The organism is Azospirillum soli, assembly GCF_017876165.1.
GTDB classification, from domain to species: domain Bacteria; phylum Pseudomonadota; class Alphaproteobacteria; order Azospirillales; family Azospirillaceae; genus Azospirillum; species Azospirillum soli.
Map to the genome: position 1 here is coordinate 279,412 of NZ_JAGINQ010000005.1, position 21,400 is coordinate 300,811.

At 67.3% G+C, this 21,400-nt stretch carries 18 protein-coding genes; all 18 read right to left on the bottom strand.

Going from position 1 to position 21,400, the window contains the following annotated elements:
- Positions 1-9: 9 nt before the first annotated feature.
- Positions 10-147, bottom strand: coding sequence for a hypothetical protein (locus tag J2852_RS10970; RefSeq protein ID WP_209875230.1), 138 nt, complete (start codon positions 145-147; stop codon positions 10-12).
- The gene (locus J2852_RS10975) at positions 147-1,310 is read right to left on the bottom strand and encodes an MBOAT family O-acyltransferase (protein ID WP_209875232.1); all 1,164 of its coding nucleotides are present in this window, start codon (positions 1,308-1,310) and stop codon (positions 147-149) included. The genes J2852_RS10970 and J2852_RS10975 overlap by 1 nt, the downstream gene beginning before the upstream one ends.
- Before the next feature lie 208 nt (positions 1,311-1,518).
- Complete coding sequence (locus J2852_RS10980) at positions 1,519-2,280, bottom strand: SDR family NAD(P)-dependent oxidoreductase (protein WP_209875234.1); 762 nt, start codon at positions 2,278-2,280, stop codon at positions 1,519-1,521.
- A gap of 35 nt (positions 2,281-2,315) precedes the next feature.
- Positions 2,316-3,962 (bottom strand): electron transfer flavoprotein-ubiquinone oxidoreductase, encoded by a 1,647-nt coding sequence (locus tag J2852_RS10985; protein WP_209875237.1) that lies wholly within the window; start codon positions 3,960-3,962, stop codon positions 2,316-2,318.
- A 20-nt stretch (positions 3,963-3,982) separates the two neighbouring features.
- Positions 3,983-4,816 (bottom strand): universal stress protein, encoded by an 834-nt coding sequence (locus J2852_RS10990; protein WP_209875239.1) that lies wholly within the window; start codon positions 4,814-4,816, stop codon positions 3,983-3,985.
- Positions 4,817-4,845: 29 nt separating this feature from the next.
- Positions 4,846-5,745, bottom strand: coding sequence for a hydroxymethylglutaryl-CoA lyase (locus J2852_RS10995; RefSeq protein ID WP_209875241.1), 900 nt, complete (start codon positions 5,743-5,745; stop codon positions 4,846-4,848).
- A 1-nt stretch (position 5,746) separates the two neighbouring features.
- Positions 5,747-7,753, bottom strand: coding sequence for an acetyl/propionyl/methylcrotonyl-CoA carboxylase subunit alpha (locus tag J2852_RS11000; RefSeq protein ID WP_209875243.1), 2,007 nt, complete (start codon positions 7,751-7,753; stop codon positions 5,747-5,749).
- Positions 7,754-7,757: 4 nt separating this feature from the next.
- Positions 7,758-8,540 (bottom strand): enoyl-CoA hydratase/isomerase family protein, encoded by a 783-nt coding sequence (locus J2852_RS11005; protein ID WP_209875245.1) that lies wholly within the window; start codon positions 8,538-8,540, stop codon positions 7,758-7,760.
- Positions 8,541-8,550: 10 nt separating this feature from the next.
- Positions 8,551-10,158, bottom strand: a complete 1,608-nt coding sequence (locus J2852_RS11010; RefSeq protein WP_209875247.1) for a carboxyl transferase domain-containing protein — start codon at positions 10,156-10,158, stop codon at positions 8,551-8,553.
- A gap of 139 nt (positions 10,159-10,297) precedes the next feature.
- Positions 10,298-11,431 (bottom strand): acyl-CoA dehydrogenase, encoded by a 1,134-nt coding sequence (locus tag J2852_RS11015; RefSeq protein WP_209875249.1) that lies wholly within the window; start codon positions 11,429-11,431, stop codon positions 10,298-10,300.
- Between the two features lie 146 nt (positions 11,432-11,577).
- Positions 11,578-12,759: an acetyl-CoA C-acyltransferase gene (locus J2852_RS11020; protein ID WP_209875251.1), complete on the bottom strand. Its 1,182-nt coding sequence runs from the start codon at positions 12,757-12,759 to the stop codon at positions 11,578-11,580.
- An 18-nt stretch (positions 12,760-12,777) separates the two neighbouring features.
- On the bottom strand, positions 12,778-13,950 hold the full coding sequence (locus J2852_RS11025) for an isovaleryl-CoA dehydrogenase (RefSeq protein WP_209875253.1): 1,173 nt from the start codon (positions 13,948-13,950) through the stop codon (positions 12,778-12,780).
- A 227-nt stretch (positions 13,951-14,177) separates the two neighbouring features.
- Positions 14,178-15,671: an aldehyde dehydrogenase family protein gene (locus J2852_RS11030; protein WP_209875255.1), complete on the bottom strand. Its 1,494-nt coding sequence runs from the start codon at positions 15,669-15,671 to the stop codon at positions 14,178-14,180.
- Positions 15,672-15,705: 34 nt separating this feature from the next.
- Entirely contained in the window at positions 15,706-16,935 is a 1,230-nt protein-coding gene (locus J2852_RS11035) for a phenylacetate--CoA ligase family protein (protein WP_209875257.1), read from the bottom strand.
- A 149-nt stretch (positions 16,936-17,084) separates the two neighbouring features.
- Positions 17,085-17,924, bottom strand: coding sequence for an ABC transporter ATP-binding protein (locus J2852_RS11040; protein ID WP_209875314.1), 840 nt, complete (start codon positions 17,922-17,924; stop codon positions 17,085-17,087).
- A gap of 78 nt (positions 17,925-18,002) precedes the next feature.
- On the bottom strand, positions 18,003-19,283 hold the full coding sequence (locus tag J2852_RS11045; protein ID WP_209875259.1) for an ABC transporter substrate-binding protein: 1,281 nt from the start codon (positions 19,281-19,283) through the stop codon (positions 18,003-18,005).
- 130 nt (positions 19,284-19,413) lie between these two features.
- Entirely contained in the window at positions 19,414-20,487 is a 1,074-nt protein-coding gene (locus J2852_RS11050) for a branched-chain amino acid ABC transporter permease (RefSeq protein ID WP_209875261.1), read from the bottom strand.
- Positions 20,488-20,499: 12 nt separating this feature from the next.
- Positions 20,500-21,387: a branched-chain amino acid ABC transporter permease gene (locus J2852_RS11055; RefSeq protein WP_209875263.1), complete on the bottom strand. Its 888-nt coding sequence runs from the start codon at positions 21,385-21,387 to the stop codon at positions 20,500-20,502.
- Positions 21,388-21,400: the final 13 nt, after the last annotated feature.

Here is a 21,400-nt window from a genome sequence, read left to right on the forward strand (position 1 = left end):
CGCCCCCGCCTACAGCTGGCCGTAGCGGAACGGCGCCTGATCGAGCAGCGCAAAGTAGACGATCAGGACGACCAGGAACACGTACCAGAGCGCCGTCAGGGGCACCGCCGCCCGTTCCCCCACCACGCGCGCAAGGAACCCATGCATCACCAGGTCCCCGTGAAGATGGTCGCGTAGGCGCGCAGCATGTCTGGCATGGTCGCTTCCTTGATCAGGACGAAGCTGAGGATCACGAAGTTGAAGGTCAGTGCTACGGAGCCGCCCACGGCCAACCCTTGCGCGACGGGTCCGCGCAGCATCGGCAAGGCGGGCTTGGCGCGCTGGAACAGCTGCCACGCGACGATGCCCAGCCCGTGGTAGAGGCCCCAAAGCACGTAGCGCAGCGACAGTTCGTGCCACAGCGCGATGGCCAGCATGGTGGCGAGCGCGCCGAGCTGGACGTTGCGGGTGACCGCGACCACCGGCATGTAGACGTAGGCGCGGCACCAGCCGGACAGCGAGATGTGCCAGGACCGCCAGAATTCGGAGATGTTCCGGCGCAGGAAGGGCCAGTCGAAATTCTCGATCACCGAAAAGCCGAGCAGCAGGGCGAAGCCGATGGCGACGTTCGAATAGCCGGCGAACTGGAAATAGACGTTCAGCCCGAAGCGCAGGGCGTCGAGATAGGCGATCAGCGCCTCCCGCGACGGGTCGATTCCGGCGATCAGCGCCGGCAGCTTGGTCGAGGCGAACCAATTGCCGAGGATGACGATCTGCGCGTAGCCGTACAGGACCCGTTCAAGACCGCGCGAGAAGGTGTCGGCGTCCCAGCGGTGTTGGGAGAGGTCGTGCTGATAGTCGGGAAAGCGGTGAATGGGGCCGGCGAGCAGCGTCGGCAGGAAGAACAGGTAGCCGATGAAATCGCTAAAGCGATGCGGCGGCAGCGCGCCCTTGTAGTGCTCCAGCAGGTAATGGATGCAGCGGAAAGCGTAGTAGGACAGCCCCAGCGGCATGACGAGCCGGACCACCGCGCCCGTGTCATCGAAAGCCGCCCCAATGGTGAGGATGCCGGCCTTGTAGGCGACCAGCAAGGCGACGATGGCGAGCACCATGGCGAAAATCGCCGGAGCCGGCCTGGGCGACAGGCGCGGCAGCCAGAAACACAGCACGGCCAGCACGGAAAGGACAACCGCCGACACCGGGGCGTGCACGGTCAGAAAGGCAAGGGAAATTGCCGCCAGCACAAGATGCCGCACGCGCGACGGCGCCGCCCAGAACAGCGCCACGGTCCCGGCGAGCCATCCCAGCCAATACAGCGAAACGACGCTCATTCGTTGGGCTCGCTCGTTCCATCAAGGCCCTTTGCTTGATCGGCTATAGATATTATGCAAACGGCACAGACCGGCTTCTCATATTCCGGCTTATTTCCTTGGGCTCGACCGGACGACCGGGAGGATAAGATCCGGCGCGAAGGGCCATCCCCAAATGCAAAACGGCCCCGCGAAGCGGGGCCGTTCGTCATAGAAGGTGCTGAAACCGTTACTGCGGCGCCATGCGGATCGCGCCGTCGAGACGGATGACGTCGCCGTTGAGCATCTCGTTCTCAAGGATGTGCTGGACGAGGCGGGCGTATTCCTCCGGACGGCCGAAACGCTTGGGGAAGGGCACGCTGGCCGCCAAGCTGTCCTGCACCTCCTGCGGCATGTTCAGCAGCATCGGCGTGCCGATCAGGCCGGGGGCGATGGTCATGACGCGGATGGCGCTGCGGGCGAGGTCGCGCGCGGCGCAGATGGTCAGGGCCACGACGCCGCCCTTGGACGACGCGTAGGCCGCCTGCCCGATCTGGCCTTCATAGGCGGCGACGGAGGCGGTGTTGACGATGACGCCACGCTCGCCGGAGGCCAGCGGGTCGAGCGCACCCATCTCGGCAGCGGCCAGACGCAGGATGTTGAAGGTGCCGATCAGGTTCACCTCGATCACCCTGCGGAAGTCGTCGAGCGGCATCGGGCCGTCGCGGCCGACGATCCGCTTGGCCGGGGCGACGCCCGCGCAGTTGACCGCGATGCGGACCGGGCCGTGCGCGGCGCGGGCCTCGGCGAAGGCCTTCTCGGCGGAGTCGGCGTTCGACACGTCGCAGACGAGGCCGAGGCCGCCGATTTCCTGCGCCACCTCTTTGACCGCCGCCTCGTTCATGTCGAGCACCGTGACCTTGGCGCCGAGCTTGGCGAGATGGCGGGCGGTCTCCGCGCCCATGCCCGACCCGCCGCCGGTGACGATGGCGGCCTGACCGTTGATCTGCATTGGGATTTCCTCTGTTTCCTTGGATTGGGTTTTTCTTACATGCCGCCGGGATAGTTGGGCCCGCCGCCGCCCTCGGGGACGACCCAGTTGATGTTCTGGGTGGGGTCCTTGATGTCGCAGGTCTTGCAGTGCACGCAGTTCTGCGCGTTGATCTGCAGGCGCGGGGCGGTGCCGTCCTCGGCGCGCACGATCTCGTACACCCCGGCCGGGCAGTAGCGCGTCTCCGGCGCGTCATAGAGCGCCAGGTTCACCCGGATCGGCGTCTCCGCGTCCTTCAGCGTCAGGTGCGCCGGCTGGTTTTCCTCGTGGTTGGTGTTCGACAGGTACACCGAGGACAGCCGGTCGAACGACACCACCCCGTCCGGCTTGGGGTAGACGATCGGCGGCGCCTCGGCAGCCTTCTTCAGCGTCGTGTGGTCGGCGTGGTGGTGCAAGGTCCACGGCGCCTTGCCTTTGGTCGCGGTCTCGAACGCCGCGTTGGCCAGCCCCGCCCACAGCCCCTTCTGGAAGCCCGGTCGGATGTTGCGCACCGCGTGCAGTTCCGACCACACCCACGACGCCTTCAACCGCTCCGGATACTCGGTCACCTCGCGGCCGTTGCTGCCGCCGGTCAGGTGCTCATAGACGGCTTCCGCCGCCACCATGCCCGACTTCATGGCGGTGTGGTTGCCCTTGATCTTGGGCACGTTCAGGAAGCCCGCCGCGTCGCCGACGATCAGCCCGCCGGGGAAGGTCAGCTTGGGGATCGACTGGAAGCCGCCCTCCGACAGCGCGCGGGCACCGTAGGCGATGCGCCGGCCGCCCTCGAAGGTCGGGCGGATAGCCGGGTGTGTCTTGTAGCGCTGGAACTCCTCGAACGGGCTGAGGTGCGGGTTGTCGTAGTCGAGCCCGACGACGAAGCCGACCGACACCAGATTGCCGTCCATGTGGTACAGCCAGCTGCCGCCGTAGGTCTTGGCGTCCATCGGCCAGCCGATGGTGTGGACGATCAGGCCGGGCTGGGACTTGGCGGGGTCGATCTCCCACAGCTCCTTGATGCCGAGGCCGTAGGTCTGCGGGTCGGCGCCGTCGCGGAGTGAGAACTTGTCGAAGAGGGTCTTGGTGAGCGAGCCGCGGCAGCCCTCGGCGAAGATGGTCTGCTTGGCGTGCAGCTCCATGCCCGGGGTGTAGTTGGCGGTCTTCTCGCCGTCCTTGCCGATGCCCATGTCGCCGGTGGCCACGCCCTTGACGGCGCCCTGCTCGTCGTACAGCACTTCCGCCGCGGCGAAGCCGGGGTAGATCTCGACGCCCAGTTCCTCGGCCTGGGCGGCCATCCAGCGGGCGAGGTTGCCGAGGCTGATGATGAAGTTGCCGTGATTGTTCATCTGCGGCGGGGTGACCGGGAACTTGTGCGCCTTGGTCGCGGTGAGGAAGACGAAGTGGTCCTCGCGGGCCGGCGTGGTCAGGGGGGCTCCCTTGTCCTTCCAGTCGGGGATCAGCTCGTCCAGCGCGTGCGGCTCGAACACGGCGCCGGAGAGCAGGTGGGCGCCGACCTCCGAGCCCTTCTCGATCACGCAGACCGACAGCTCCTGCCCGGCCTCATTGGCGAGCTGTTTCAGGCGGATGGCCGCGCTCAAGCCGGACGGGCCGGCGCCGACGACGAGGACGTCGTATTCCATCACCTCGCGCGGTTCGCGATCCATATCACAAGCCCTCTTTATTCCTAGTGAGACAATAGAACCGGCAATGTCATCTGCCGCAGAATGTGGCGCGTGTTGCTGCCCCGCCCGAACAGCGGGAACAGCGATGCACCGTACCCGCCGAAGCCGCCCATGACCAGCAGATCGGCGCCATGGTCGGACGCGCGCGACAGCACGGCGTCCATCGGCATGATGCTGGTGACGGTCATGCGCTCCTGCGTCGCCTGCACGCCGTGGCTGGCAAGATGTTCCAGGATGTCAACCTGAGGAACGTTGCCACCGCCCTCCCCCGCGCCCTGCTGGGCGTGGAGAGCAAGGAGAAGGACGGATTTGGCCTGTTGCAGCAGGGGCAGCGCGTCGTTGACGGCGCGGGCGGCCTCGCGGCTGCCGTTCCAGGCGATGACCACCCGTTCGCCGACCGTGGGGAAGCTGCCGGCGTGGGGAACGACGAGAACCGGGCGACCGGCGTTGAGGACGACCTCCTCGATCAGGTCCTGCGGCACGCGGACATCGCTGCCGGGATCGTGCTGGCCGAAGATGGCGAGATCCACGTAGCGGGAGCAGATGACCGTCTCGGCGATGACATGGCCATATTCGCCGTGGCTGAGCTGCCACCAGCGGCCTTTGACCCCGGCTTCGGCGGTGCGCATCTGGAAGTCGGCGCTGGCGCGGTCGGCGGCGGCGGACAGAGCCGGGCCGGCGCGTCGGGCGACGAGGCCGGCGCCCGACGATTCGCTCTGCGCGAACAGGCCGGTCAGCGAGGCGCCGAAGCGCTGCGCCAGCCCGATGGCGAGGCCCAGCCGCTCGGCGCTGCGGTTGCTGTCGTCCAGATGCACCAGCAGGTTCGTGAAGTTCATGGGGTCCTCTCCTGGTTCAGGCGCACCGTTCAGGCGCAGCCGCGCGCGCGGGCGACCTTGGAAGCGGTCGGGCGGCCGATGGCCTCGCTGATGTAAGCACCGGCGGCCACCAACTTGTCCAGATCGACGCCCGTTTCGATGCCCAGGCCGTTCAGCATGTAAAGGACATCCTCGCTCGCCACGTTGCCGGACGCCCCCTTGGCGTACGGGCAGCCGCCGAGGCCGGCGACGGAGCTGTCCACCACCGCCACGCCCATCTCAAGCGTGGCGAGGATGTTGGCGAGCGCCTGCCCGTAGGTGTCGTGGAAGTGGACGGCGACCTTGTCCGTGGGCACGCGCTCGGCCACCGCCGCGATCATGGCCTGCGCCTTGGCCGGAGTGCCGGTGCCGATGGTGTCGCCGAGCGAGATCTCGTAGCAGCCCATGGCGAGCAGCTCACCCGCCACGACGGCGACGGCGGGCGGGGCGATCTCGCCCTCGTAGGGGCAGCCGAGCACGCAGGAGACGTAGCCGCGCACCGGGAGGTTCTGGGCCTTGGCCGCCTCCATCACCGGGGCGAAACGTTCCAGGCTCTCGGCGATGGAGCAGTTGATGTTCTTCTGGCTGAAGCTTTCGGAGGCGGCGGCAAACACCGCCACCTCGTCAGCCCTGGCGGCGAGCGCCCCTTCCAGACCCTTGGCGTTGGGGGTCAGGGCGACGTAGCGCACACCGGGCTTGCGGTTGATGCCGGCGAAGACGTCCGGCGTGTCGGCCATCTGCGGGACCCATTTGGGCGAGACGAAGCTGCCCGCCTCGATGGCCGTCAGCCCGGCCTCGGCCAAGCGGTTCACAAGGCCGATTTTCACCTCGGTCGGAACGATCTGCTTCTCGTTCTGAAGGCCGTCGCGGGGGCCGACCTCCACCATGCGGACGCTCTTGGGCAAACGCATGTCACTTCTCCTCGGTGACGTCGAGGACCAGCAGGTCCACGCCCTCGGACACCTGATCGCCCGCCGCGAAGTTGACGGCGGAGACGGTGCCGGCGGCCGGGGCCTTGATGGTGTGCTCCATCTTCATGGCCTCCAGCAGCATCAGGGGCGCGCCGGCCTCGACCGTCTGGCCGGGCTCGACCAGCACGCGGACCACGGTGCCTGGCATGGGTGCTGTCAGGCGGCCGGTGCCGCCCTCCTGCTCCGCCGCGCGGGCGGTCGGGTCGTCCAGGCGCAGGCGCCACACGGCGCCGTCCGACAGGATCGTCAGGTCGAAGCCCTGGAAAACAACGGTGGAGCGCGTGCGCACGCGGTCAATGGTCGCGGTCAGGACTTCGCCGTCCCAGCTGACCTGCTCGGCGCGGATGGCCGGGCGGCCTTCCACCTCGATCTCATAGCCGTCGGGGCGGAAGTGCAGGGTCAGTTGGCGGAGGGTTTCACCGTCGAGGAGGCGGAGGTCGTGGTGGTTGTCGTCGTTCAGCCGCCAGCCGCTGGCCGACAGCCAGGGCGAATGCGGATCCGACGCGGCGCGGCGGGTTTTCTTCGCTTCGGCATTGCGGCGCAGCAGCACGGTCAGCGCTGCGATGGCGAGCCCGCGATCCGGCACCGGGGCCGGCGGGGGCAGCAGGTCGGCGCGGTGCCGCTCGATGAAGCCGGTGTCGATCTCCACCGCACGGAAGGCCGGGTGCGCGGCGATGGCACCCAGGAAGCCGACGTTGGTCGTAACGCCGACCACCTCATAGGCGGCGAGCGCCACGCGTAGGCGGCGGAGTGCCGCGTCGCGGTCCTCGTCCCAGACGATCAGCTTGGCGATCATCGGGTCGTAGAACATGGTGACCTCGTCGCCCTCGCGAACGCCGGTGTCCACGCGGACATGATCGTTCTCGGCGGGCGGGCGCAGGCGGGCGAGGCGGCCGATGGCCGGCAGGAACTCGCGCTGTGGGTCCTCGGCGTAGAGGCGCGCCTCGAAGGCGTGGCCGCGCCGGGTCAGCTGCTCCTGGGCCAGGGGCAGCGTGCCGCCAGCCGCCACACGGATCTGCCACTCCACCAGATCCTGCCCGGTGATCTTCTCGGTCACCGGGTGTTCGACCTGAAGGCGGGTGTTCATCTCGATGAAGTAGAAGCCGCCGTCCTCGTAGAGGAACTCCACCGTGCCGGCGCCGACATAGTTGACGGCCTTGGCCGCCGCCACCGCCGCCTCGCCCATGCGGCGGCGCAGGTCGTCGGGCAGACTGGGGGCCGGGGCCTCCTCGATCACCTTCTGGTGGCGACGCTGGACGGAGCAGTCGCGCTCGAACAGATACACGGCGTTGCCGTGCGTGTCAGCAAAGACCTGGATTTCGACGTGACGCGGGCGGCCAAGGTATTTTTCGAGCAGCACACTGTCGTCGCCGAAGGCGGCCTTCGCTTCGCGCTTGGCGCCGGCCACCGCGTCAGCGAAGTCGGCCGGGTCGCGCACGACGCGCATGCCCTTGCCGCCGCCGCCAGCCGACGCCTTGACGAGCACCGGGAAGCCGATGCGCTGCGCCTCGGCGGTCAGGGTGTCGAGAGCCTGCCCCTCCCCATGGTAGCCGGGGACCAGCGGCACCTCGGCCTGGGACATGAGGCGCTTGGATTCGGCCTTGGAGCCCATGACGCGGATCGCCTCAATCGGCGGGCCGATGAAGACCACGCCGGCCTCGGCGCAGGCGGCGGCAAAACCGGCGTTTTCCGACAGGAAGCCGTAGCCGGGGTGGATGGCCTGGGCGCCGGTCTGCTTGGCAACCTCCAGGATTACGTCGCCGCGCAGGTAGCTTTCGCCCACGGGGGCGGGGCCGATGCAGACGGCCTCGTCGGCCATCTCCACATGCATGGCGCGGGCGTCGGCCTCTGAATAGACGGCGACCGTGCGGATGCCGAGGCGGCGGGCGGTGCGGATGACGCGGCAGGCGATCTCGCCCCGGTTTGCGATCAGAATTTTGTCGAACATGGGGTCAGCTCCGCCACTTCGGGTCGCGTTTTTCCAGGAAGGCGCCGACGCCCTCCTTTCCCTCGGCGCTGGCCCGCTGACGGGCGATGCGCTGGGCGGTGTCGAGCATCACGTCGGTGGTCAACGGACGCCGGGCCACCGCGCGGATCAGCTCCTTCGCGGCGGTCTGCGAGGCCGGGCCGCATTCCATCAGGCGCTTGACCGTGGCGTCCACGGCGGATTCCAGGCCGTCGGCGGGAACGACCTCGTGCAGCAGGCCGTGGCGCAGAGCTTCCGATGCCGAGAACCGCTCGCCGGTCAGGAAGTAGCGGCGGCAGGCGCGCTCGCCCATGGCGGCGATGACGTAGGGGCTGATGACCGCCGGCAGCAGGCCGAGGCGCACCTCGGTCAGGGCGAAGGTTGCCGTGTCCGCCGCGATGGCGATGTCGCAGGCCGAGACCAGCCCGACGCCGCCGCCGAAGGCCGGACCCTGGACGACCGCGATGGTCGGCTTCGGGCATTCGTCCAGCGTGCGCAGCATGGTGGCAAGGCCCATGGCGTCCTGGACGTTCTCGTCATGGCTGTAGCCGGAAATGCGCTTCATCCAGTCAAGATCAGCACCGGCGGAGAAGCTCTTGCCGACCCCGCGCAGCAGGACGACGCGGACGCCGGGATCCTCGCCCACCTTGCGTAAGGCGGCCGTCAGGTCGGCGATGACGTGCTCGTTGAAGGCGTTGTGCACCTGGCCACGGTTCATGGTGACCGTGGCGACACCGTTGGCGGCGATGTCCGTAAGAATGTCGGTCATGATTCCCGCCTCACATCCGGAAGACGCCGAAGGTGGTCTTTTCGACCGGCGCGTTGAGACTGGCCGAGAGGCCGAGGCCGAGGACCATGCGGGTGTCCGCCGGGTCGATGATGCCGTCGTCCCACAGGCGGGCGGACGCGTAGTAGGGGTGACCCTGGTGTTCGTACTGCTGGCGGATTGGGGCTTTGAAGGCTTCCTCCTCCTCCGCCGGCCAGGACTTGCCCTGGGCTTCCATGGCATCGCGGCGGACCTGGGCGAGCACGCCGGCCGCCTGCTCCCCGCCCATGACGGAGATGCGGGAGTTCGGCCACATCCACAGGAAGCGTGGGGAATAGGCGCGACCGCACATACCGTAGTTGCCGGCACCGTAGCTGCCGCCGATGATGACCGTGAACTTCGGCACCTTGGCGCAGGCGACGGCGGTGACCAGCTTGGCGCCGTCCTTGGCGATGCCGCCGGACTCGTATTTCCGGCCGACCATGAAGCCGGTGATGTTCTGGAGGAAGACCAGCGGAATGCCGCGCTGGCAGCACAGCTCCACGAAATGCGCGCCCTTCAGGGCGGATTCGCTGAACAGGATGCCGTTGTTCGCGATGATGCCGACCGGATAGCCGAAGATGTGCGCGAAGCCGCAGACCAGCGTCGTGCCGTACAGCGGCTTGAACTCGTCCAGCACCGAGCCGTCCACGACGCGGGCGATCACCTCGCGCACGTCGAAGGGCTTGCGCGGGTCGCTGGGGATGACGCCGTAAAGCTCGCGCGGGTCGTAGGCGGGGTCCTGCGGCTCGCGCAAGTCCATGTCGATGCGCTTGCTGCGGTTCAGGTTCGACACGACCTTGCGCGCCATGGCGAGCGCGTGCGCGTCGTTCATCGCGTAATGGTCGGTTACGCCGGAGGTGCGGGAGTGCACGTCGGCGCCGCCCAGATCCTCCGCCGACACCACCTCGCCCGTCGCCGCCTTCACCAGCGGCGGGCCGCCGAGGAAGATGGTGCCCTGGTTGCGGACGATGATCGCCTCGTCCGACATGGCCGGGACGTAGGCGCCGCCGGCCGTGCAGCTGCCCATGACCACCGCGATTTGCGGGATGCCCTGGGCGGACATGTTGGCCTGGTTGAAGAAGATGCGCCCGAAATGGTCGCGATCGGGGAAGACCTCGTCCTGGTTCGGCAGGTTGGCGCCGCCGGAGTCCACAAGGTAGATGCAAGGGAGATTGTTCTGCTGCGCAACCTCCTGCGCGCGCAGGTGCTTCTTGACGGTCAGGGGGTAGTAGGTGCCGCCCTTAACCGTGGCGTCGTTGGTGACGACCATGCATTCCTGGCCGGCGACGCTGCCGATGCCGGTGATGATGCCGGCCGCCGGAACGTCGTCGTCATAGACCTTGTAGGCGGCCATCTGCGACAGTTCCAGGAACGGCGAGCCGACGTCGAGAAGCTGGCGAATGCGCTCGCGCGGCAGCAGCTTGCCGCGCGACAGGTGCTTGTCGCGGGCCTTCGCGCCGCCGCCCTGCTTGATGGCCGACACCTTCTCGCGCAGGTCGGCCACCAGGGACGACATGGCGTCGGCGTTCGTCTGGAACTCGGCGGAGCGCGGGTTCAGGGCGCTCTTCAGGACGGTCATGGCCGTCGTCCTCCCGTCTCTTCTTATTCGTCGTGGTCTCGTGTGACCGGTGTTGGGTTTCGGCTTTGCCTCAACCCAACCTACGGGTGGATTCGTAGGTTGGGTTTAGCGGAGCAAAACCCAACGGCAAACGCGTCCCTCATTGGACCAAGGCCCGGCTGATGACGAGCCGCTGGATGTCGCTGGTGCCCTCGTAGATCTGGCAGACCCGCACGTCGCGGTAGATGCGCTCGACGGGGAAGTCGTTCAGGTAGCCGTAGCCGCCGTGGATCTGGATCGCGTCGGAGCAGACCCTCTCGGCCATTTCCGAGGCGTAGAGCTTCGCCATCGCCGCTTCCTTCAGGCAGGGCTCGCCGGCGTCGCGCAAGCTGGCGGCGTGCAGGACGAGCTGCCGCGCCGCCTCGACACGGGTCGCCATGTCGGCCAGCCGGAAGGCCACCGCCTGATGCTGGATGATCGGCACGCCCATGCTCTGCCGCTCCTGGGCGTAGCGGATGGCGTGGTCGAGCGCTGCGCGCGCCATGCCCACCGACTGCGACGCGATGCCGATGCGCCCGCCCTCTAGGTTGGCGAGCGCCACCTTGTAGCCGCCGCCCTCCGGGCCGAGCATCAGGTCGGCCGGGATTCGGCAGTCCTCCAGCACAATCTGGCAGGTGTCGGAGCAGCTTTGCCCCAGCTTCTCCTCCACCCGCGCGACCTGATAGCCGGGGGTGTCGGTCGGCACGATGAAGGCGGTAATGCCCTTCTTGCCGGCCTCCGGGTCGCTGACCGCGAAGACGATGGCGACGTCAGCGTTCCGGCCCGAGGTGATGAACTGCTTGGTGCCGTTCAGGACCCAGTGGTTGCCGTCCCGGCGCGCCCTGGTCTTGATGGCCGAGGCGTCGGATCCCGCCTGCGGCTCGGTCAGGCAGAAGCAGCCGAGCTGTTCGCCGCGCGCCATCGGCTTCAGGAAGCGTTCCTTCTGCTCGGCGTTGCCGAACTTCAGGATCGGCATGCAGCCGACGGAGTTGTGCACGCTCATGATGGTGGAGATGGCGCCGTCGCCCGCCGCGATCTCCTCAATGGCAAGCGCGTAGGCGACGTGGTCGGTGCCGGCCCCGTCGTATTCCTCCGGCACCAGCATGCCCATCAGGCCGAGCTTGCCCATTTCGGCCAGTTCGGCCTTCGGGAAGGCCCCGGTCCGGTCCCGCTCGGCCGCCGTCGGCGCCAGCCGCTCGGCCGAGAACGCGCGCGCCATGTCGCGCACCATCTGCTGCTCTTCCGTCAGCCGCATGTTTTTCCCTCCCCTTATTCTCCCTCTCCCCTCCGGGGAGAGGGTCGGGGTGAGGGGGATGCGCGTATGCCGGACGTACCAGCGTCGCGCAACCCCCTCACCCTAACCCTCTCCCCGGAGGGGAGAGGGAACTTTTGCCGCTTCGCTCAGACCAACTCCACCGCCACAGCCGTGGCCTCGCCGCCGCCGATGCAGAGGCTTGCTACGCCGCGCTTCAGCCCGTTCTTTTCCAGGGCGGACAGAAGCGTCACCAGGATGCGGGCGCCCGAGGCGCCGATGGGGTGGCCTAGCGCGCAGGCGCCGCCGTGGACGTTCAGCTTGTCGTGCGGGATGTCGAGTTCACGCATCGCCGCCATGGCGACCACCGCAAAGGCCTCGTTCAACTCGAACAGGTCCACGTCCTTGGCCGACCAGCCGGCGCGTTCAAGGACCTTCTGGATGGCGCCCACGGGGGCAGTGGTGAACCAAGCCGGAGTCTGGGCGTGGTTGGAGTGGGCCTTGATCTCGGCGAGGATCTGAAGGCCCTGCTTCTCCGCGTTGGAACGGGTGGTCAGGACCAGCGCGGCGGCGCCGTCGGAGATGGAGGAGGCGTTGGCCGCCGTCACCGTGCCGTCCTTGGCGAAGGCGGGCTTCAGCGTCGGGATCTTGGACGGGTCGGCCTTCAGCGGCTGCTCGTCCACCTCGATCACCGTGTCGCCCTTGCGGCCCTTCACGGTGACGGCGGTGATTTCCTTGCGGAAGCTACCGTCCTCGGTGGCGCGCTTGGCGCGGGCTAGGCTCTCGATGGCGTAGTTGTCCTGCGCCTCACGGGTGAACTGGTAGTGCTGGGCGCACTCCTCCGCGAAGGTGCCCATCAGGCGGCCACGGTCGTAGGCGTCCTCAAGCCCGTCCAGGAACATGTGGTCGAGCACGCGGCCGTGGCCCATGCGGTAGCCGCCGCGCGCGCGGTCCAGCAGGTAGGGGGCGTTGGACATGCTCTCCATGCCGCCGGCCACGATGACCTCGGCCGTGCCGGCCTTGATCAGGTCGTGGGCGAACATGACCGCCTTCATGCCCGAGCCACACACCTTGGAGATGGTCGTGCAACCCGCGGCCTCCGGGATGCCGGCGCCGAGCGATGCCTGACGGGCGGGCGCCTGCCCCAGGCCGGCCGGCAGCACGTTCCCCATGAACACCTCCTCGACCGCGTCGGGCTTCACGCCGGCACGCTCGATGGCGGCCTTGATCGCGGCCGATCCCAGCTGCGGCGCGGTCAGCCCCTGCAACTCGCCCTGGAAGCCGCCCATCGGCGTGCGGGCGGCACCCGCGATGACAACGGTGTCCGTCATGTCCGTGATTCCCTTCCCTTACGCCGTCTCTTTGAAGAGTTCGCGGCCGATCAGCATACGGCGGATCTCGCTGGTGCCGGCGCCGATCTCATAGAGCTTGGCGTCGCGCAGCAGGCGGCCCGTCGGGTATTCGTTGATGTAGCCATTGCCGCCCAGGGTTTGGATGGCTTCCAGCGCCATCCAGGTCGCCTTTTCGGCGGCGAACAGGATCGCGGCGGCCGCGTCCTTGCGGGTGGTCTCGCCCCGGTCGCAAGCCTTGGCAACGGTGTACACGTACGCCTTGGCGGCGTTCATGATCGTGTACATGTCGGCGATCTTGCCCTGCATCAGCTGGAACTCGCCGATCGGCTGGCCGAACTGCTTGCGGTCGTGGACGTAGGGGATGACCACGTCCATGCAGGCTTGCATGATGCCCAGCGGCCCGCCGGCCAGCACCGCGCGCTCATAGTCCAGGCCGGACATCAGCACGTTCACGCCGCGCCCAACGCCGCCGAGGATGTTCTCCTCCGGCACCTCGCAGTCCTCGAACACCAGCTCGCCGGTGTTCGAGCCGCGCATGCCCAGTTTGTCCAGCTTCTGCGCGACCGAGAAGCCCTTGAAGCCCTTCTCGACCAGGAAGGCGGTGATGCCGCGCGGGCCGGCGTTCACGTCGGTCTTGGCGTAGATCACCAGCGTGTCGGCGTCGGGGCCGTTGGTGATCCACATCTTGGTGCCGTTCAGGACGTAACGGTCGCCCTTCTTCTCGGCGCGCAGCTTCATGGACACCACGTCGGACCCGGCGTTCGGCTCCGACATGGCGAGCGCGCCGATGTGCTCGCCCGAGATCAGCTTGGGCAGGTAGCGGCGCTTCTGCTCCTCGGTGCCGTTCTTGCGGATCTGGTTGACGCAGAGGTTGGAGTGGGCGCCGTAGCTGAGGCCGACCGAGGCGGAGGCGCGGGAGATTTCCTCCATCGCCACGACATGCTCCAGATAGCCCATGCCGGCGCCGCCATACTCCTCCTCCACCGTGACGCCGAGCACGCCGAGGTCGCCCAGCTTGCGCCACAACTCGTTCGGGAACTCGTTGGTCTGGTCGATCTCGGCGGCGCGGGGCGCGATCTGGTCGGCGGCAAAGCCGCGCACCGAATCGCGCAGCATGTCCGCCGATTCGCCGAGGTCGAAGTTCAGGGTCGGGTACTGGTTGGACAGCATGGTGTGGGCGCTCCCCCCGGTGATGTTTTTCTTTGTTCCATACGGCAGCGTATGGCCGGGCCATACGGTAGCGTATGGGGCTGGGTATGGCAAGCCCCGGAGCCGGTCGAAAGCTCCTGTGTTCGGCCCCCACCCTAACCCTCCCCCATCTTCGACGGGGGAGGGGATTTAGGGCTCCTTCCCCCGCGAAGTGGGGGAAGGTTGGGATGGGGGCCGGGCTACCGGACTTACTTCATGTTGATGATGATCGTCTTCTTGTGGGTGAAGTGTTCCAGCATGGCCTCCAGCGTGGCTTCCTTGCCGAGGCCGGAGGACTTGACGCCGCCGTAGCTCAGGTTCGGCTGCACGACGAGGTTCTGGTTCACCTGCACGAAGCCCGCCTCCAGACGGGTCACCGCGTCCATCGCCAGCTTCAGGTCGCGGGTCCAGATGGTGGCGGCGAGGCCGTATTCAGTGTCGTTGGCCTGCGCGATCACCTCTTCATAGTCGGTCCAGCGGATGACGCAGCAGACCGGGCCAAAGATTTCCTCCTGCGCGATGCGGTCGCTGTTCTTCACGCCGGTGAAGATGTGCGGCTGCACGTACAGGCCCTTGGTCAGCTTCGGATCGACCGGCATGGCCGAGCAGACATGCGCGGTTGCCCCGCCTTCCTTGCCGATGGCGATGTAGGACTGCACGCGGTCCATCTGCTGCGGCGACACGATGGTGCCGATGTCGGTCGTCTCGTCGAGAGGGTCGCCCATCTTCATGGCGTTGACCTTCTCCTTCAGCTTCTCGACGAACACGTCGTGGATGCTGTCGTGGACGAAGATGCGCGACGCGGCGGTGCAGCTCTGGCCCTGGCGGGTGAAGCGCATGCCGGCGATAGCGCCCGCGATGGCCTGCTCGATGTCGGCGTCGCCGCAGACGATCATCGGGCTCTTGCCGCCCAGTTCCAGCGTCACCGGAATCAGCTTGTCGGCGGCGGTCTTGGAAACGATCTTGCCGGTCTCGACCGAGCCGGTGAAGGTCACTTTGTGCACGTCCTTGTGCGCGACCAGCGGCGCGCCGCACTCCGGACCGAAGCCGGAGAGGATGTTCACGACGCCGGCCGGGATGACCGTGTTGATGAGTTCGACAACGCGCAGCACGGCGAGCGGCGCCTCTTCCGCCGACTTCACCACCACCGCGTTGCCGGCGACCATGGCCGGGGCGATCTTCAGCGCCATCAGCAGCAGCGGCACGTTCCACGGGATGATCGCGCCGACGACGCCGATCGGCTCGCGCACGGTCATGGTGATCATGTTGGGGTTGAAGGGCACGGTCTCGCCCTTCAGCTCCGGCGCCAGACCGCCGAAGAAGACGAACGCGTCGGACAGGACGCCGGCCTCAACGCGCGACTCGGTGCGCAGCGCCTTGCCGGTTTCCAGCGCGATCAGCTTGGCGATCTCTTCCTTGTGGGCGTCGAGGATGCGCCCGCACTCGGCCACCAGCTTGCCGCGCTCGCGCGCCGGGCGCTTGGCCCACTCCTTCTGGGCGGCCTTCGCGGCGGCGACGGCGGCGTCCACGTCGACGGCCTCGCCGTAGGCGGCCTCGGCGACGGTCTCGCCGGTGGCCGGGTTGACGACGGGGAAGGTCTTGCCCGACGCGGCCGGACGGAACTCACCCCCGATGAAGTGCTTGCCCGACAGCTCCTTGGCGAGCGCGAAGGGGTCGAGCTGGAGGTCGGTGGAGGCGCTCATGACTTACGGTCCTTATGCTTTCTTGGCGGTGGGCTTAGCTGCGGGCGTCTTCGATGACTTTGCCGTCGTTGGGCAGGCTGCCGGGGGCGACGAACTCCACGGTGCCTTTGAGCTTGGTGACCGCCGCGAGGGTCTCCCGGACGGCGGCGGCCAAGGCCTCGCCGCTTTCGCCCGACTCGCAACGCAGCGTCATGGTGTCGCTGGCGTCCTCGCGGCCGACGATCAGGCGGGCCTTGGCGATCTGCGGGTGACGGCGGACCACCTCGGCAACCTGCTGCGGGTGGACGAACATGCCCTTGATCTTGGTGGTCTGGTCGGCGCGGCCCATCCAGCCCTTCAGGCGCATGTTGGTGCGCCCGCAGGGGCTCTGGCCCGGCAGGACGGCGGACAGGTCGCCGGTGGCGAAGCGGACCAGCGGGTAGGCCTTGTTGAAGATGGTCACAACCACTTCGCCGACCTCGCCCTCCGGGACCGGGTCGCCGGTGCCGGGGCGCACAATCTCGATGATGGCGCCCTCGTCCACCACGAGGCCGGCGCGGGCCTCCGTCTCGTACGCGACGATGCCCAGGTCGGCGGTGCCGTAGCTCTGGTACACGTTGATGCCGCGCCCATCGTAGAAGGCGCGGGCGTCGGGCAGGAACGGACCGCCGGTGACGTGGCCGACCTTGATGGAGGAGAGGTCGAGGCCCAACTCGTCGGCCTTCTCCACGATGATCTTCAGGAAGTCCGGCGTGCCGACGTAGGCCTTCGGCTTCAGGTGGGCGGCGACCTGGGCCTGCATCTCCGTGTTGCCGACGCCGGCCGGAATGACCGCGCAGGCGAGCGCGTGCGCCCCCGTCTCGAACATCGAGCCGGCGGGGGTCAGGTGGTAGGAGAAGCAGTTCTGCACGAGGTCGCCGGTGCGGATGCCAGACGCGAACAGGGCGCGGGCGGTGCGCCAGGGATCGGTGCCGTGCGGTTCCGGATCGTGAATCGGGCCGGGCGAGGCGAAGACGCGAGCCAGCTGGCCGATGGCGACGGTGGTCAGGCCGCCGAACGGCGGCGCGTCCTTCTGAAGCGCGATCAGGTCCGACTTGCGGGTGACTGGCAGGCGGGCGAGCGCCGCGCGGTCGCGGACGGAGGCCGGATCCACGTCGGCCAGCAGGCGGCTGAAGTAGGGGGCGTGCGCCTTGGCGTGCGCGATCTGCGCGGGAAGCGCCGCGAACAGCTCCGCCTCGCGCTGGTCGGCGGAGCGGGTTTCCAGAGAGTCGTAGAAGTCAGCCACCGATGCCTCCCGGCCATTTCTGATTGGGTGCTGCCGTGGGCCCCCACCCTAACCCTCCCCCAGCTGCGTACGGGGGAGGGAACTTAAGGCCCCTTCCCCCGCCGAAGGTGAGGGACGGTCGGGATGGGGGCCCAGCGCGACCGCTTTGCTCAAATCCAGCGCTTGCGGCGCTTGAAGCTCTTGAGGTTCTTGAAGCTCTTGCGCTCCTCGTTGCCGCCGCCGAGGTAGAATTCCTTCACGTCCTCGTTGTTGCGCAACTCCTCCGCCGTGCCGTCCAGCACGACCTTGCCGTTCTCCATGATGTAGCCGCGCGTCGCGGCCTGGAGCGCCATGCGGGCATTCTGTTCGACCAGGAGGATGGTGACGCCGAGATCCTTGTTGATCTGGCGGATGATGCTGAACACCTCCTTCACCATCAGCGGCGACAGGCCCATGGAGGGCTCGTCCATCAGGATCAGCTTCGGGCGGGCCATCATGGCACGGCCGATGGCGAGCATCTGCTGCTCGCCGCCCGACAGGTATCCGGCGAGGCCGGTGCGTTCCTTCAGGCGCGGGAAATAGTGGTAGACCATGTCGATGTCGTCCTTCACGCCGCCGTCGCGGCGGGTGAAGGCGCCAAGGCGCAGGTTTTCCTGGCAGGTCATGTCGCCGATGATGCGGCGGCCTTCCATCACCTGGAAGATGCCCCGGCGGACGATCTGGTCGGGGTCGATGCCGTTGATACGCTGGCCCCCGAAGGTGATGTCCCCGCGCGTGACCTCGCCGTCCTCGGTCTTGAGGAGGCCGGAAATGGCCTTCAGCGTCGTGGACTTGCCGGCGCCGTTGGCGCCGAGGAGAGCGACGATCTCACCCTCCGGCACCTCCAGGCTGAGGCCGCGGAGCACCAGGATGACGTCGTTGTAGACGACCTCGATGTTGTTGACGGACAGCAGCGGCGCTTTGGCCGTGGTGGGAGTCGGCGCGGGGGCTACAGCCGTGTCGGCGTTCATCATGCGGCACCTGATGCGAAGAGAAGCAGGGAGCCCCCTCCCCCGCCCTTGCGGGCCGGGGAGGGGTCGTTCCGCTGGTTACCAGCCCAGCCACTCCGGCTTGCGCGGGACGTCGATGGTGGCGATCTTCTCAAGCTTGATCGCACCGCCCTTCACCAGCTCCTCGACCGAGCCGCCGGTGTCGCCCTTCACGTTGGCGCGGTAGACGTTGACCTTGTCCATGCCGCGGTGGTCGCTGTCGGTCCAGGTGGACGGCACGCAGACGCCCTCAAGCCCGGCCGGAACCCAGTCCTTCTTCTGGTACATGCCCTTGCGGATGTTCGGACCAGTCACACCGCCGTTCGCCTTCGCCCAGTCCATCGCCTCCTTCATGTAGTAGGCGGAGCAGATGCCGGAGATGTAGTGCACCGGACGGTAGGCGGTGCCGGCCGCGTCGGAGATCTTGGAGATTTCCTTGACGACCTTCATGCCCGGCGCGTCGTCGCCCCAAATGGTCGCGGTGCGGACCGGGAAGATGACGCCGTTGGCGGCCGTGCCGGCGGCCTTGGCGGCGTTCTCGTCCATGCCCCAGACGTTGCCCATGAACTGGACCTGCGCGCCGACCGTCTGGCAGGCCTTCAGGACCGAGATGTTCGAACCGGCCGTGTTGCCGAGATAGGCGTAGTTGACCCCCGCCTCCTTCAGCGTCAGGCACTGGGCGGTGTAGTCGCCCGGCGTCAGCGCGAACTGGACCGCCGGCAGCACGTCGAAGCCCAGCTCCTTGGCGAGCGCCTCGCCGGCCTCCTTCGGAGCGTTCGGATAGGGGTGGTTGGCGCCCATGTGGACGTACTTCGGCTTGCCCGAGCCGCCCTTCTTCTTCCAGTCCTCGGCCGCCCAGATCAGCATGGCGCGCAGGCCGTCCGAATAGGACGGGCCGTAGAAGAAGTTGTACGGCGACGGCTTGGAACCGTGCGTGCCCTTGCCCGACGGGTCGGTCAGATGGCCCGAGTAGGAACCGGAGAAGAACGGGATCTCGTCCTTGCCGACGAAGCCGGTCAGCGCTTCGGTGTCGGCGGTGCCCCAGCCCTGGATGGCCGCGACCTTGCCGCTGCCCGACGACCACTTCTTGTACTGGCTGATGGCGCGCGGCGCCTGATAGCCGTAGTCCACGGTCTCGACGGCCATCTGGGTGCCGCCCACGCCGCCGTTCTTGTTGATGTAGGCAAGCGCGTCCGCCACGCCCTGGGCGAAGGGCACGCCCACGTCGGACGTCGCGCCCGACTGGTCGGCGAGGTGGCCGACCGGGATCTGCTGGGCGACAGCGGCGCCGGTGCCCAGCGTGAGCGCGACGGTGGCGAACAACACGGTCTTCAAGTTCATAGTGCGTTTCTCCCTTGTTATGTTTTTCGGATTCCGGCGGGGGCCGGTCCCAGCGTGAAGCTTTTCTGCCCTTTTCCCGTCATCCCCGCCTTCGCGGGGATGACGGTGGAAGGATGGTTTCACAGAACGGTCAGTGCGAGAAGGGGTAGAGCTTCCAGTAGGCCTTGATCTGCTTCCAGCGGTGGGCCAGCCCGTCCGGCTCGAACACCAGGAAGAGGATGATGACCAGGCCGATCGCCATCTCGCGCAGGAAGGCGATGGCCTCCTTCAGGTTCAGCGCGGTGTCGATGGCCGTCCCGGCGAGGCTGTTGGTGAGCGCCTGCATCACTTCCGGCAGCAGAACCATGAAGGCCGTGCCCATCAGCGAGCCCATGATCGACCCCAGCCCGCCGATGATGATCATGCCGAGGAACTGGATCGAGAAGAGGATCGTGAAGCCCTCCACCGACACGAACTGGAGATAGTGGGCGTAGAGCGCGCCGCCGATGCCCGCGTAGAAGGCGGAGATGCCGAAGGACATCGTGCGGTACTTGGTCAGGTTGATGCCCATGATCTCGGCGGAGAGATAATGGTCACGCACCGCGACCAGCGCGCGCCCGTCGCGCGAGCGCATCAGGTTGGTCGCCAGGATATACATGACGACCATGTAAACCAGCACGACGTAGAAGAAGCGCTCGTCCGTGTCGAAGGCGAAGCCGAACAGGCTGAACGGCTCGGCGATGGTGCCAGCGACGCCGCCGGTGAACCAGTCGGCGCGGCCGAAGAAGTCCTGGAGGATGTACTGCGCCGCCAGCGTGGCGATGGCGAGATAGAGGCCCTTCAGGCGCGCCGCCGGCAGGCCGAAGATCATGCCGACCGCCGTGGTCATCACGCCGGCCAGCGGGATGGCGAGCGCCACCGGAATGCCGAAGCTGTTCGACAGCCAGGCCGAGGAGAAGGCGCCGAAGCCGAAGAAAGCCGCGTGGCCGATGGAGATCTGGCCGGTGAAGCCGACCAGGATGTTCAGGCCCAGCGCCGCGATGCCCAGGTAGCCGATCTGAATGCACAGGTTCAGCCAGTAGCGGTCCATGAAGGCCGGGCAGACCAGCAGGATCAGGATGCCGAGGATCGCGAAGTTGCGGCTGGTGACCGTCGGGAAGATGGTCGTGTCGCGGCCGTAGGTGGTTTTGAAGTCGCCGCAGGGGATGAGACTGATGTTCGCCATGTCGGCCGCTCCTTACACGCGCTCGATGTCTTTGGTGCCGAACAGGCCGTACGGCTTGAACATCAGGATGATGATCAGGACGTAGAAGGGGGCGATCTCGTACATGTTGCCCCAGTTCAGCCACTGGCTGTCCACGTAGTGGGCGAAGTTCTCCAGCAGGCCGACGATCAGGCCGCCCAGCACCGCGCCGATGACGCTGTCCAGACCGCCGAGGATCACCGCCGGGAAGACCTTGATGCCGAAGAAGGACAGGGCCGAGGAGACGCCGTTGACGACGCCGACCACGACACCCGCCACCGCCGACACCATGGCGGAGATGGCCCAGCTCATGGCGAACATCTGGCGGACGGAGATGCCCAGCGACTGCGCCACCTGCTGGTCGAAGGCGGTGGCGCGCATGGCAAGGCCGAGGCGCGAGTATTTGAAGAACCAGCCGAAGCCCGCCATGATCAGCAGCGAGATCGCGAGGCTGACCACGTACACCGTCTGCACCTCCAACCCGAAGACGTTCATGGTCTGGGTGGCGAAGATCTGCGGGAAGGGCTTGGCGAAGACGCCGAACATCCACTTCATCAGCGCCTGGAAGAAGATCGACAGGCCGATGGTGACCATGATGACGGAGATGATCGGCTCACCGATCATCGGCCGCAGCACGACGACTTGTAGAATGACGCCGAACGCCATCATGAAGGCGAGCGTGATCGGGAACCCGATCCAGAACGGCAGCTGCCACGAGGTCAGCAGCCACCAGCAGGCCCAGGCGCCGATCAGCAGGAACTCGCCCTGGGCAAAGTTCACGATGCGGCTGGCCTTGTAGATGAGCACAAACGACATCGCCACGACGCCGTACAGCGCGCCGACGATCAGGCCGTTCACGAGAAGCTGGAAGAGCAAGGTCATGGGCGTTCGCCTC